The organism is Candidatus Erwinia haradaeae (assembly GCF_900698925.1).
Taxonomy (GTDB): domain Bacteria; phylum Pseudomonadota; class Gammaproteobacteria; order Enterobacterales; family Enterobacteriaceae; genus Erwinia_E; species Erwinia_E haradaeae_I.
Genome location: NZ_LR217713.1, coordinates 577,340 through 591,918 on the forward strand (window position 1 = coordinate 577,340; position 14,579 = coordinate 591,918).

A 14,579-nucleotide genomic window follows, 5' to 3' on the forward strand; every position below is an offset into this window, starting at 1 on the left:
AGGTAAAAAGAAAGTACTTAAACAATATTAAAAAATGATTATTCTTTTTCAGAATCTAATCAAAAACCGATCTAATAAAAACCTTCAGACTGTAGGTTTGATATTTAAATTTCTGATGCATATTAAAAGATGGTGTGCAATGAACGTACATATATCACTTAGCTTACATCATATTATAACTTATATTATATGAATTCTTATTAATTGGATCATCATTAAGGTCGCTCGAGAATATGCTAGAAAAATGTTCGTTTTATACCAAAGAGGATTTACTTGCCTCAAGTCGCGGTGAATTATTTGGATCTGAAGGTCCACCATTACCATCTGGTAATATGTTAATGATGGATCGTGTGGTTTGTATCACAGAAATCAATGGGAAATATAATAAAGGATTTGTTGAAGCGGAGCTAGACATACGACCTGATCTATGGTTCTTCTCTTGTCATTTTATTGGTGATCCAGTTATGCCAGGTTGTTTAGGCCTTGATGCTATGTGGCAGCTAGTTGGTTTTTATCTCGGATGGGTAGGGGGAAAGGGTAAAGGCCGTGCTTTAGGGGTTGGAGAAGTCAAGTTTTCAGGACAAGTACTAACCATTTCTCATAGGGTTTCTTATAAAATTCATATTAAGCGAGTAATTAATCGTAAATTAATCATGGGGATAGCAGATGGTGAAGTTTTAGTAGATGATCAAGTTATTTATACAGCTAACGATCTAAAAGTAGGACTTTTTAAAAATACCTCACCATTTTAATTATTGCTATATTTAATTAAATTTATTGATAGTTTTACTATATGCTGATTGAATGATTTTAATACTAAGTTCAATGCATTTCTTGATGTTCTTAGGAAAAATTAAATATTATAAATAATGTTTTACTATGCGCATAACACATGATTAAAATGAATACGAGTATTAATATCATTTTCATGAATATACATATAGAAAATATGATATCATGATCATGCAGTAATTATACCCTTATAAGTTTATGGGATGTACTGACATTATTTCTCTAAACTTAAAATATATAGTAAATATAATCTTACCTAAAGAAACCGTGTGAATATTTAAACTCCCAACAAAATAAAATCATTTGCAGTTGTATGCACCAAAATTACAGTTATGATAGTGATATCACATTATTATATATAATGACATCTTTAAAAGAACCCTTCATCCGACTTCTAAACTTATACAATATTATATTAAATAATCTCAATATTATATTAAATAATCTCAATTATATTAAATAATCTCAATATTATATTAAATAATCTCAATCTTGTGACTATAAGTAAACAATTTTATACATATATTATATCTTATTATAAATAATTGTTTTACCATAAAATCAGATTACTAATCTTTGTACTAAAAACTTAGTTAAGAATGCAAACAAAGCTTGATCTAAAATACTTTTATATAAAAGTATATTTTCTTAATCTAGTATACTAGAAGAATGAAAAATTTTTTGTAAGATACAGTATCTTAGTATGGTAGATACATAATACTACACATCCTACATGGTGAGTCTATTTATTTATATTCATATGAATATAAGTTCATTTATATGAACCATGCAACTTGAAGAAATCTTTCTGTTATACATTCATAACCCTTTCAGGACTATAAGATATATATATAGAGAAAACTATGAATTTTTATATTTTTAATTAGATTACATATCTAAAAGATTTTATGAAATAAATAAAAATGATCATAAATGTTTATCATCTATAAATATAAGATCTAATTACACATTATTGTAGTGATGATTCATATTATAATAATATGAATCATCTAATAGTTACTGAGAAAATTTGTCACATTATTTAAAAATATCATTTTAATATTTTAAATAAAAAAATTAGATACCTACTTATTATAGAATATTGGTTTGCAAAAATAATTCTCTTACTTATCTTTTATTTATAGGTAACCATCTATATTTCTATAATCTGAAATTTCAATTACTTTAAAAATAAAAAATAAAAAATAATAAGACTGTAGTAATTAAATTTAAAAACCATAAGATTAATAAATTTTTAATGAACTGAGCATTATTCTATAAGTAATATATTCTACAATATAGATTGTAATTTTCTTAAAAAATCAAGATCAAATAGTCATTTTTTAAAAAATATAGATTAAATAAAAAGATGATTAATGACGTTATTAAATCATAGAAATATACTTTTAATCTAACATAAATGAAAGCTTAACTCAAATCTAATGCTATCTATTTTAGGAATGACTTTCCGTGCAAATCTCAATTTAAATCAAATTAAAAATTTTTAAAAAGTGAATAGTCATGAAGATTATAATCTTTATGCAAGCATGTTCAGAATCCTATTCTTTCTCAAAGACTCAACTTTGATACTGTCTCACTAAAAAATAAATATAACATTCTGTATTATTTAAATACTTTAATAGATATTATTAACATTAACTTCATAAGTTTCTTTCTTTATCCACTAAGCAATTGATTTTTATTCTTCATGTCATATACAATAGGGAATTTAAGATCATAATTATCATTATGATAGTTTACTCTATATCAAAATATTCAGTATTATCTTAATATATATTAGATGTGATAAGGTAATATCAAAAGAATATTATTTCGGTTAACAACTATAAGTTATGATAGTTTGTTATATAACTATTATAATCTTTTACATCAATTAATAATTTTAGAAAGAAATAATTCTCAATCATTAAATATAACCAGTAATTAATTATTTTTCACTAATTTCTAAACTATTAGAAAACATAACTACGATTTAAAAGTATTGTATTTTTAGACTTAAAACACTTCTTATGCATAGTTTTTCTGTTAATAACTCATAGGTATTAATAATCTAATAATTCCTTATAAACCTTCGCATCTGTTTCTAAAGAGCTTAAAAGCTTCGCTATATCTTTCGGTAATTTTGAATTCCACTTCATCTGTACACCAAAGATAGGGTGTTCAAGACACAACGTGCTTGCGTGTAAGGCTTGACGCTTAAACGAATAAAGAGTAGAAATAAAAGATTCTGAGGCACCCTTAGGAAGACGCGGACGACCGCCATATATAGGATCACCTACCAGAGGATGATGAATATGTGCCATATGCACTCTAATTTGGTGCGTACGACCAGTATAAAGTTGTAATTTTAGCCAGGTGTGAGAACGAAATTTTTTTAAAATACGATAATAAGTTATAGCAGGTTTTCCAAAATGATTAATTGCCATATGAGTCCGTTTAGTAGGATGACGAGAAATTGGACTATTAACCATTCCGCCTGCAATCATACGACCTATAACAATCGCTTCATACTCACGAGTAATTTTACGTTCTTGTAAAGCCTTTACCAGATGAGCATGTGCAAGAGGGGTTTTAGCGACGACCATGAGACCAGTAGTATCTTTATCTAAACGATGCACTATACCAGCCCTCGGGACCTCTTTAATAGCTGGAAAATAATGTATCAAAGCATTTAATACGGTATCATGATTATGACCCGCACCAGGATGTACTACTAGATTTGACTGTTTATCAATAACCAGTATATGTTGATCTTCATATACGATATGCAGTGGAATCTCTTTTGCTTCCCAAGGATCTATCTTTTTTATTTCTACGTTAATACATATTTTTTCACCACCAAGTATTTTGTTTTTAGCTATATTAACAACAACGCCATTAACAGTTACGCATCGACAAAGAATCCATTTTTTTAAAATGGAGCGTGAATATATAGGAAATAATTCCACCAATATCTGATCTAAACGATTTTTAATTGGATCTAAAGGTACACTAGCATTAAGTTCTATTTTATCAGACATAAATCAATAGCTTCTTTTATTCGCATTGGATTATCATAATAATTCGATATAATATAATAAAAAAATTAGAATTTCACTACCATACAAACTTAATAGTGTAGTTATAACATTAATCTGAGGATAAAACAGCAACTATGATAAAAATAAAATACTTAATGGCCACTGCTATCCTAAGCTTAGCGGTAACCGGATGCTCCGGATCTGTAGATACACAATCTGAACAACCACCTTCCTATATTTATAATAATTCAGGAAATATGCTTCATAATAGCAATGCACAATTAACTATTAAAAAATTAGAAACATTTTGTAACCGTTATCCATCTGGTCCGTATATCCAGCAAGCACAAATTGATTTAATATATGCATATTATAAAAATGATAATTTTTCTATGGCGCTAGAACTAATTGATCGCTTTATACGAGCAAATCCAGATCATAAAAACATTGATTACGTAATATATATACGCGGTCTAACCAATATGGCACGAGATAAAAATTTTTTACAAGATTTTATGGGAATAAATCGTTCCGATAGAGACTTAATTTATACCAAGAATGCTTTACAAGATTTCAAACAACTTCTGCAAAACTATCCACAGAGTACCTATGCTACAGAAACAAAAAAACACCTCTCTTATCTAAGAGAGCGTCAGGCGCAATATGAACTATCTGTAGCCGAATTTTATTCTCAAAGAAAAGCCTATGTAGCAGTAATTAATCGTGTTAAAAGCATCTTAAGAGATTATCCTAATACAAAAGCCATACATAAAGCCTTGCCTTTAATGGAGAATGCATGTCGTAAATTAAAACTACCGATAAAAACTTATCAAGAAGAAAAAGAATGACTACTGATTCTACTTAAATAGATTGACATAATACTAAAATCAAAAAAATATCGTTTAAGTTATGAAAAAAATAATCTAATGTATCTACTAAACCTTAGATTAGGACAATCTATTGATATTAAAAAATAAAAAATTAACTGAAATTATATCATTATTATAACATAGCCACAACAGACAAAATGTGAATCAAAATTCAGTTGAATTAGTTAAGACGCTAGATAAATCAATGTTTGTAAATTGTAATATGGTAATTTATCTATTTTAATAATGCCTCAAAACAGTTTCTATTTTGTAATATACACATACTTCCTTTTGCTTGCCTTATTATCTAGTAAATTTCCTTAATTTAAAGATCTGACCGATCTCTTTTCATTTTATAACTTCTTTAATATTTTCAAAAATATAATAGCTATTTACCTTTATTATGAAATTAAATTGAGTAATCTTTCTGAAGAATTTAATTATCTTAGTAACAACTCAGAAAATGGATTTATTCCTAAAAATAAGAAAAAATTGTACATTGTAGAATAAGAATTGTCTTTATATTATAAAGTTGTCTGTCATTTTATATCTATTTCTAAAATTACGTCCTATAATTATCTTTAATAAGATCAAATTATATTCGAGATGGCTATAATTTCTTCAGTTACTATCGATTGATAATATTATTCAAAAAAAATAAATTTAAAGTTATTGAATAAATTATTTTTTATGAAAATAACGTTATTTAAAAAAATACGGGATATATGTATTAAGTATTCTTTTCCTCTATTAATATTCATCAGTATAATGTATTTATAAAATACATTATCAGTTGATATAATTAATATTCTATTAAATCTTGTGATCATTAATAATCTTAATAGCGTTGACCTCATCCTTTCTATGTTATAAAAAGGTAAGAAAATGGATTCCATTTTATGGAATTATTTTTATAAGTAATTAGGACGGTTATTATGTATTAGAAATATAAATATATTATTTATTCAACGTATAATCTTAGAAAGTATCTCATATTTTAATCTATTTAAATATACGATATCTCATCTATACGATTAAGAATCACTATCAATGTAACGATATACATCTATCAATTCTTCTATATAAATCTAGCCGTTATTTGCTAGATTATACAAAAAATTCCTGAATAGGCAATAAGATTAAAATAACTAAAAATTTAAATATTATATATTTTAATATATACTTCTTCTTACTTTAATCTATGATTCCTCTATCTAAAGCTAAAATAAATTATATTTCATATGAACAATCATAATATATAGATACCATAGAATAAAATATATTAAAATCGTCTGCCATAAATATAATATCCTTATTCTAAGGAGAAACGATGTCTAAACCTATTAATAATGATATCCATTCTATTTATAATTTTGTTCTGGGCCAAAAAACACCATACCACACTACCTATGATCCTACACTCTTGTATCCCATTCCGAGACAATTACATCGTGATGTTTTAGACATCAGCTCATACAATACGCCATGTTATGGCGAAGATCTTTGGATGTTATATGAACTATCTTGGCTAAATAACCAAGGTTTACCCCAAATTGCTATTGGAGAAGTGGTATTTAATGCTAAGAATATAAACCTAATTGAATCTAAAAGCTTTAAACTATATCTAAACAGTTTTAACCAAACAAAATTTACCGATGTTAATGAGGTATGCCAAACTATTGAATTCGACTTAAATCAATGTGTAATCGGCTTGGTTAGAGTCAGATTATTCTATATACAGGATATAGAAGGGCAATCTATTGGATACTTAGATGGAACTTGTATAGATAATCAAGATATAGTAATAGATAAGTATACATTGCATTCTGATTATTTGCTAAATTCTACTAATCAGTGTGTTGTCGAAGAAAAATTAATAAGTAACCTGCTAAAATCTAACTGCTTAATTACCCAACAACCTGATTGGGGAGCAATACAAATTAGCTATCGCGGACCACAAATCAATCATGAATCATTACTTCGCTATTTAATTTCATATCGACAGCATAATGAGTTCCATGAGCATTGTGTAGAGAGAATTTTTTATGACATATTGCGTTATTGCAACCCAGAGATTCTGAGCGTGTATGCTCGTTATACCCGTCGTGGTGGATTAGAAATCAACGTCTGGCGCAGTAATATGAATTATGTTCCAGCTTTATCTCGCCTAGCACGTCAGTAGAACTCTATATTAGATAGAGTTAAAAATGATTTTACAATCATTATTGATATTAGATGAGTTATATTCAAACTAACTAAGATGCAAATTTTTATTTTGCATAATCTTGTTTCTTGATTTGTAAAATCAATTGAAATTTCCTAATAATTGAATCTTTTTTCTAAATTTATTATTTATATTAATATACTTGCTACCATATTTTCTCTCAATGTCATTATACATTTTTATAGTATTTACAGATATCCAACTTACATAATATCTGAGTGCCATTCTTCTCTTCTAATGTAAGAATATTCTTACACATGCATAGTATTCTGTAAAAAGCATCATTTATTATTTTTTTGTATATTTATAATATTGCCTAAATTCTGTATTAGGCTTCGTTACCTTCATTTACTAATAAGTCTTAGAAGATAAAGATAGTATGTCTAATAAATCACAATAAATAATATACATTACTATGTAACCCTTAAGAACGTAGTTCTCACGCGATATCTATTGATATTCCCCAGAACTCTAATAAAAAGTAGATATAGCTTAATGTTCTACTAAGACATATTAAAATAATGTATCAATTTTTATAGATTATAAAATTTGTAATTTTAAAAATGAATAAGTAAACATTGTTCCTTTGATCTAAATAAACATATTCAGTACAAGAATACAAAAAAATATATAGATCTTATATTTAGTTCTTGTTTACTAATATAAAACATTTTTTGATTAAGTTATCGAAAACATATCACTAAAGAATTTATTAATGCGTAATATCATACAACCAATCTTTCTATAGGTTTATTGAAACCCCGTGCTCAAAAAAAATTAATTATCACCAAATAATCTTTAATATAAAAGTATTTAAACGCTTCATTTTAATTTACACAAAACCATTGATTATGAAAATTGCTAATTATATTTTCTTAAAATATAGAAAGACAATAAGATCAATTTAGTCAATTAATAATTACATTAATTGACTTATTACTCACTAGATCACAGAAAACTAAATTACATCTAATCTGCTTTAGTCCTTCATAGAAAATAATTTTTCTATTTGTAGCTATAAAATTAGACTAATTTATATCTGAGTTTGAAAAATGACTTTTAAGTTTTTATTGTCATTCTTACATAATTGATTAAAATTTAAAAAATTATAGTTTTTCAAAGAAAAATCAGTGACTTGTTTCATAAATTCCTTATACTCAATACAGCTAGGCAATCTTCCTAACAAAGATGCTATAGCAGATAATTCAGAAGATGCTAAAAACACATTGGCACTGGTTCCGAGACGATTAGGAAAGTTTCGAGTGGAAGTTGAAAGAACAGTCGCACCATTTGATACACGTGCTTGATTACCCATGCATAAAGAACATCCTGGCATCTCCATACGGGCACCTTTGTTGATAAAAATGCTATAGTAACCTTCTTCTTTTAGCTGCTCTACATCCATTTTAGTCGGTGGCGCTATCCATAAACGTGTTGGTAGGGAATCCTTTTGCCAGTTTTTTAATAACTCTGCTGCTACGCGAAAATGACTAATATTTGTCATACAGGAACCAATGAATACCTCATCAATTCTTGTATTCTCCACTTCAGATAAAAAGCAGACATTATCCGGATCGTTAGGTGCACATAATATAGGTTCTGTAATCTCATCTAAATTAATATTAATTACTGCAGAATATTGAGCATTATTATCTGCTTTTAATAGATAAGGGTGTAATAACCATTTTTCCATTTTCTCAATACGTCGCTTAATAGTCTTAGAATCTCTATAACCTTCTAAAATCATCCATTTTAATAATGTTACATTAGATTCAAGATACTCAATAATTGAATCTTGGCTTAAATCAATAACACATCCAGCTGCAGACCGTTCAGCAGAAGCATCTGACAACTCAAAAGCCTGTTCTACCTTTAAGTTAGATAAGCCTTGGATTTCTAGAATTCGACCTGAAAAGATATTCTTTTTATTTTGTTTTTCAATAGTTAAAAGACCTAATTTAATGGCATATAATGGAATTGCGTGTACTATATCACGCAAAGTAATGCCCGATTGAATTGTACCTGTAAAATTTACTAAAACGGACTCTGGCATATTAAGAGGCATCACTCCTGTAGCAGAGGCAAAAGCCACTAAACCAGATCCAGCTGGAAATGAAATCCCGATAGGAAATCGAGTATGAGAATCGCCTCCAGTCCCTACCGTATCTGGTAGAAGCATCCGATTTAACCAGCTATGAATAATTCCATCCCCTGGATGTAAAGAAATTCCACCACGATCTATGATAAAATCAGGCAAATTCTTGTGTGTGATTAGATCTATAGGCTTTGGATACGCTGCAGTATGACAAAAAGACTGTAATACTAAATCTGCAGAAAATTTAAGACATGCTAAATCTTTTAATTCATCCCGGGTCATAGGTCCGGTAGTATCTTGGGATCCTACCGAGCTAATCACAGGCTCACAGTAAGTACCTGGCAGGATTCCTTTAAGTCCACAAGCGCGGCCAACTATTTTTTGCGCTAAAGAAAAACCATCTGTTCTTACTATTGGGTTATGTTCTGGTTGCACAATTCTACTAATTGATAAACATGAAGACTTTTGAGCCTTTTTTGTCAAAGAACGACCAATAATTAATGGAATACGCCCACCTGCACGCACTTCATTCAATAAATCTTGATTTTTTAGCTTAAAGCGAGACAGAAGTAGATTTGTGTCATGATCACGAATTTCACCACGGTATGGGTAAATATCAATAACATTACCCATGTGTATTCTTGAAACATCAACTTCAATGGGTAATGCACCTGCATCTTCCATAGTATTAAAAAAAATAGGGGCAATTTTCCCACCTAAGCATACACCACCTCTCTTCTTGTTCGGGATGTATGGAATTGTTTCTCCCAGTAACCATAAAAGTGAATTTGCAGCTGATTTGCGTGATGAACCAGTACCAATAATATCACCAACATAAGCTACAGGAAAACCTTTCTTTTGTAACATTTTAATCTGTTGTATGGGACCTATGTGTCCTTCCTTATCCGGTATAATACCTTGACGAGGATATTTAAGCATTGTTAGGGCATGGAGCGGAATATCAGGACGGGACCATGCATCCGGAGCTGGAGATAAGTCATCAGTATTACTCTCGCCAGTTACTTTAAAGACTGTAACAGTAATCTTCTCCTGGACTTGCGGTTGACTAAAGAACCACTCGCAATTAGCCCAAGACTGTATAATATTTTTAGCATGTAGATGATCTTTTTTTCCTTTTTCTTCAACGTCATAGAATCGATCAAACATTAATAATGTGTGAGAAAGGGCCTTAGATGCAAGAGAAGCTAATTTATTATCATCAAGTGCATAGAGAAGGGCATCAACATTATAACCTCCCTGCATGGTACCCAATAATTTAACTGCTTTTTCAGGATTAATTAACGGTGACTTAGCTTCACCTTTAACAACAGAAAAGAGGAAAGAAGCTTTAAGATATGCTGCTTCATCAACACCTGGAGGTACTTGATAAGTGAACAAATCTAAGAGAAAATTCTCTTCCCCTTTGGGGGGCGATTGTAGTAATTCTACTACTTGAGCTATTTGTTTGGAATCCAAGGCCTTAGGAACGACTCCGTTAACAGCGCGCTCTGCAACATGCTTGCGGTATTCTTTTAGCACAAAATTCTCCTCACTCTTAATATCCTGTAGAAGATAAACTAATAAAAGAGACTATATTAAAATAAAAAACCTCTTTTTTAGATAATTTACTATCTTGCTAATTATATAGCAAAGCAGCACTGTAAGATAAATTAGTCTTGTCACTTGGTAGAAAATATAATATAATATGTAATATACTAAAAAATAAATAATTTGCTTAATGTAATGATTAATTATACTGGACCAATATAAAAATTCTATATTGATATTTTCTATTTCATAATGTTCTACATTATAATATGCGATATAAAATAATTTATAAATTCTAAATTTAATTTTATATATCTCAATATTGATTAGATAAGATATTAGGAATAACAAGAATCTAAATAAACTAACATATTTTGATTGATCTGTGAAATACACTAACACAGTTGAAATAAAATATATTTTCTATAACCTGAGACATGATCTCAATCATATCTGATCACCTTATGTCAAGGATTGTTTTTGATAAAACGTGTTTAATATATGTTCATATCATAATTAGCTATAAATAGTAAGATTGCCATCACTGCTAAAATAACAAGATATGTTAATATATACATACAAAGAAAGATTGATAACGAAACATACGAGAGAATAATGCATTATAATATGTATTATAAATTTAGTTAAGTTATTCTATGAATAAAACATTTATTTAAGTATTTAAGGTAAGAGAAATAATTTAACTTTTATCTATAAAAACTCTTCTTGGTACTCTAAAATAAAACAAATAACATTTTTCTTTAATTAAACTCTTCACTGTTGATGCTTTAGAAGAATCATTCTATGAAAATTTCTGTACATCATTACTTCATCCATTTAAGTTTCTATATGAGCATGAAGATATGTGTTATAAATTAAAAATAGCTTGCTTGATTCTATAAATCATTTGTATTAATATCATTGCGAAATATATGAACGCACATTCAGAACATTGCATAGATTTATTTGATGCTTTTATAAAAATAAATATTACTAGAAAACAAATATCATATGATTCAAAATTTATTATATTACCTTTCTATAATAATCTATAACTGAATTATTTATGTAGATTTCAACCATTCTCTTTACTAAGAAGTCTCCAACAAGAATCCAAATTATTTAAGCTCTACTACCTATACCTATCTAAATTTTTTATGCAATAAGAGACAAGATTATTATATAATCATCTTTTTTGCAAAAATACATACCAGTGATCACAAAAAGATCACATTAGATTACTTGATATATAAAATATCCTTAATAAAACATGAATTTTAGGTGTTTTTAATTTGTACTATAGTCAAACTTCTTTTGTATTCTAGATCTAATATTAAGATCTGTGCTTTAATCTAATAATTATACACTATGAGTATAAGCGCCCCTAGCATCATCAGGTATTATTTTCATTTCCGACAAACGACTTCAGATAAAAAGAACATTTCAGTTCCATTTAACAATAATCATATCGTTATTTAGATTTACAGCATTTAAATAAATTTTTTTAATTTGATCAAACTGGATTCATAACTTATATATCGTGATTAATTAGTGTATGGTTTCTGTCTTTAGATATTAATTCTATTATTTTAATAGACCACATATCTTATCCCATGCATTATAGGATAAGATATATTAAAAAATATTAAATTAATAAATCATAAAAATATCATGTAAACATAGAATCAATATCTGATTATTCCTGAATAATCATTATAATTATTTACCATGACAATTAAATTAATCTATCGAACATTCTAGTTAGACCTGTTTGAAATATAAATAGAAAAATATGTCACTCAGAATATAGTAAATCATAAGAAAATTAAATATCCATCTACTATTTCTCACATATTATTTAATACATTAAATCCGATAAAAATATACATTAATTATTCTAAAAGTATTTATTCAAAACCTTAGTATTCAGACTACAATTAAGCATTTTCTATATTTTAAAAATCTCCTTTAAAAATTATTTCATAATTCTTTATTTTTAAACCAATAGTATCCATTGTAATACCATACAAATAGGAACATTAACAATAGAAACATAATGAAGTATTTCACTTGTTCCTATTAAATTTGATTTTTTTATATATAGAGACCACTACATAATAGTAATCAGTTTAATATTTTCATTTCTTGCTCAATTAATAATATTAAGATATGAATAATTTTAATATGAACCTCCTGAATTCGATCAGAGTAGCCAGAATGTGGAACACAAATTACCACATCCGCAATATGGTTTACTGTAGTATGATCTGCTCCTGTGAGAAAAATAGACTTCATGTTTTGAGAGTATGCTGCTTTGACTGCTTCAGTTATATTGACTGAGGATCCAGAAGTAGATAATCCAAGTAAAATATCGCCTGGTTTACCTACAGCCTCAATATAACGTGAAAAAACATAATCATATCCAAAATCATTACTCACGCAGGAAAAATGACCGATATCAGAAATAGCAATTGCAGGATATCCTCGACGATTTTCTCGATAACGACCAGTGAGTTCTTCTGCAAAATGTATTGCGTCACAATGTGACCCACCATTACCACAAGAGAAAACTTTTCCTCCTAATTTAAAGGCATTCGCTAATAAAACCCCTGCGCTCTGGATTAACTCAATATTTTCTTTTTTGCGAAGAAAGAGGGTTAACGTATCTGCTGCTTGATTCAGTTCAGAAAGGATAAGATCCTGATACATAGAAAATCCTTGTAAGCGACAAGCTTATCATAGTTGAGCTAGTAAGGATAAAAAAATAATGAAATACCAATGATTATAAAAACCTAAATTTGTTTATCTTATTTTAAGAAGAGTCTTAATCACTATGAGAATGTACATATGATAAGCGCATACATAATAGTAATCAATAAAATAATGAATTTACATTCAAATTTATGTTAACATATAAACATTTTATGTGAGTACATTATAATGTACAGCTCAATGTTCTAAATATATGTTTAGAGAAACATTGTATTATATACTATAATCTTATTAGATTATCAGATCAAAACTTAATTGTACGAAACATCACAGGTTAGCGATGAGTTGGATTGAACGTATTCTTAATAAAAGGAGAATTACTCCATTACGTAAAGCATGCATTCCTGAAGGGCTGTGGACAAAATGTAGCAGCTGCGGACAGGTCCTATATCGTGCTGAACTAAAACGTAATCTAGAGGTGTGTCCAAAATGCGATCATCATATGCGCATGCATGGTCGTGATCGTCTTCGTAGTTTTTTAGATTCTGGTTCTTTTCTTGAACTTGCTAGTGAAATGGAACCTAGAGACATACTTAAGTTTCGAGACTCTAAAAAATATAAAGATCGATTGATTTCTGCCCAAAAAGAGACTAACGAAAAAGATGCATTAATAGTGATGAAAGGTACTTTATGTGGTATCCCGGTTGTTTCAGCAGCATTCGAGTTTTTCTTTATGGGGGGGTCGATGGGGTCAGTAGTTGGAGGACGCTTTGTGCGCGCAGTAGAACAAGCAATTCAAGATCACTGTCCTATGATCTGTTTTTCATCTTCAGGAGGAGCGCGAATGCAAGAATCCCTAATATCACTTATGCAAATGGCAAAAACAAGTGCTGCGCTAGAAAAAATGCAAGAACAAGGATTGCCATATATTTCAGTTCTAACTGATCCTACAATGGGAGGAGTATCTGCTAGCGTTGCAATGCTAGGTGATCTCAACATTGCAGAACCAAATGCACTAATTGGTTTTGCTGGACCACGCGTAATCGAACAAACAGTTCGTGAAAAACTACCAGCAGGATTTCAGCGCAGTGAATTCCTCATTGAAAAAGGAGCAATTGATATGATCTTGCGACGCCCAGTTATGCGATGCAAGATTGCTAGTATGTTATCCAAAATAATGAATCTTCCTACCCCAAAAGAGGTACTTAATACCTCCTTACTCAAAACTAAAGATTAAAAAATAGATGATTTTGAAAGAAAAATGTCTTAGCCTATATCAATATTTACTCATTTTACGT

General features: G+C 28.9%; 7 protein-coding genes. 4 read left to right on the plus strand and 3 right to left on the minus strand.

Translation table 11 applies throughout. The annotated features are described in order from the left end of the window. Positions 1 to 233 precede the first annotated feature (233 nt). A complete protein-coding gene (fabA, locus tag HACICURV3402_RS01755; protein WP_157992632.1) occupies positions 234 to 752 on the plus strand; it encodes a bifunctional 3-hydroxydecanoyl-ACP dehydratase/trans-2-decenoyl-ACP isomerase in 519 nt (172 codons plus the stop codon). A 2,103-nt stretch (positions 753 to 2,855) separates the two neighbouring features. Here the strand turns inward: fabA and rluD are convergent. Next, complete coding sequence (gene rluD / locus HACICURV3402_RS01760) at positions 2,856 to 3,833, minus strand: 23S rRNA pseudouridine(1911/1915/1917) synthase RluD (protein WP_157992633.1); 978 nt, start codon at positions 3,831 to 3,833, stop codon at positions 2,856 to 2,858. 134 nt (positions 3,834 to 3,967) lie between these two features. Between rluD and bamD the strand changes: the two genes are divergently transcribed. Then, on the plus strand, positions 3,968 to 4,681 hold the full coding sequence (gene bamD / locus HACICURV3402_RS01765; RefSeq protein WP_157992634.1) for an outer membrane protein assembly factor BamD: 714 nt from the start codon (positions 3,968 to 3,970) through the stop codon (positions 4,679 to 4,681). A gap of 1,351 nt (positions 4,682 to 6,032) precedes the next feature. Continuing rightward, a complete protein-coding gene (gene queF, locus HACICURV3402_RS01770) occupies positions 6,033 to 6,884 on the plus strand; it encodes an NADPH-dependent 7-cyano-7-deazaguanine reductase QueF (RefSeq protein WP_157992635.1) in 852 nt (283 codons plus the stop codon). A gap of 1,075 nt (positions 6,885 to 7,959) precedes the next feature. Here queF and acnB read toward each other — a convergent pair. Next, entirely contained in the window at positions 7,960 to 10,560 is a 2,601-nt protein-coding gene (gene acnB / locus HACICURV3402_RS01775) for a bifunctional aconitate hydratase 2/2-methylisocitrate dehydratase (RefSeq protein WP_157992636.1), read from the minus strand. A gap of 2,133 nt (positions 10,561 to 12,693) precedes the next feature. Continuing rightward, positions 12,694 to 13,278: a D-sedoheptulose 7-phosphate isomerase gene (lpcA, locus tag HACICURV3402_RS01780; RefSeq protein ID WP_157992637.1), complete on the minus strand. Its 585-nt coding sequence runs from the start codon at positions 13,276 to 13,278 to the stop codon at positions 12,694 to 12,696. A gap of 343 nt (positions 13,279 to 13,621) precedes the next feature. On the opposite strand from lpcA, the gene accD reads away from it, so the two are divergent. After that, positions 13,622 to 14,518 (plus strand): acetyl-CoA carboxylase, carboxyltransferase subunit beta, encoded by an 897-nt coding sequence (gene accD, locus HACICURV3402_RS01785; RefSeq protein WP_157992638.1) that lies wholly within the window; start codon positions 13,622 to 13,624, stop codon positions 14,516 to 14,518. Positions 14,519 to 14,579 lie beyond the last annotated feature (61 nt).

Bases quoted from the DNA above. Each gene is read 5' to 3' on its own strand.
- lpcA (WP_157992637.1), bottom strand. From the start codon at position 13,278: ATGTATCAGGATCTTATCCTTTCTGAACTGAATCAAGCAGCAGATACG.
- rluD (WP_157992633.1), bottom strand. From the start codon at position 3,833: ATGTCTGATAAAATAGAACTTAATGCTAGTGTACCTTTAGATCCAATT.
- queF (WP_157992635.1), top strand. From the start codon at position 6,033: ATGTCTAAACCTATTAATAATGATATCCATTCTATTTATAATTTTGTT.
- bamD (WP_157992634.1), top strand. From the start codon at position 3,968: ATGATAAAAATAAAATACTTAATGGCCACTGCTATCCTAAGCTTAGCG.
- accD (WP_157992638.1), top strand. From the start codon at position 13,622: ATGAGTTGGATTGAACGTATTCTTAATAAAAGGAGAATTACTCCATTA.
- fabA (WP_157992632.1), top strand. From the start codon at position 234: ATGCTAGAAAAATGTTCGTTTTATACCAAAGAGGATTTACTTGCCTCA.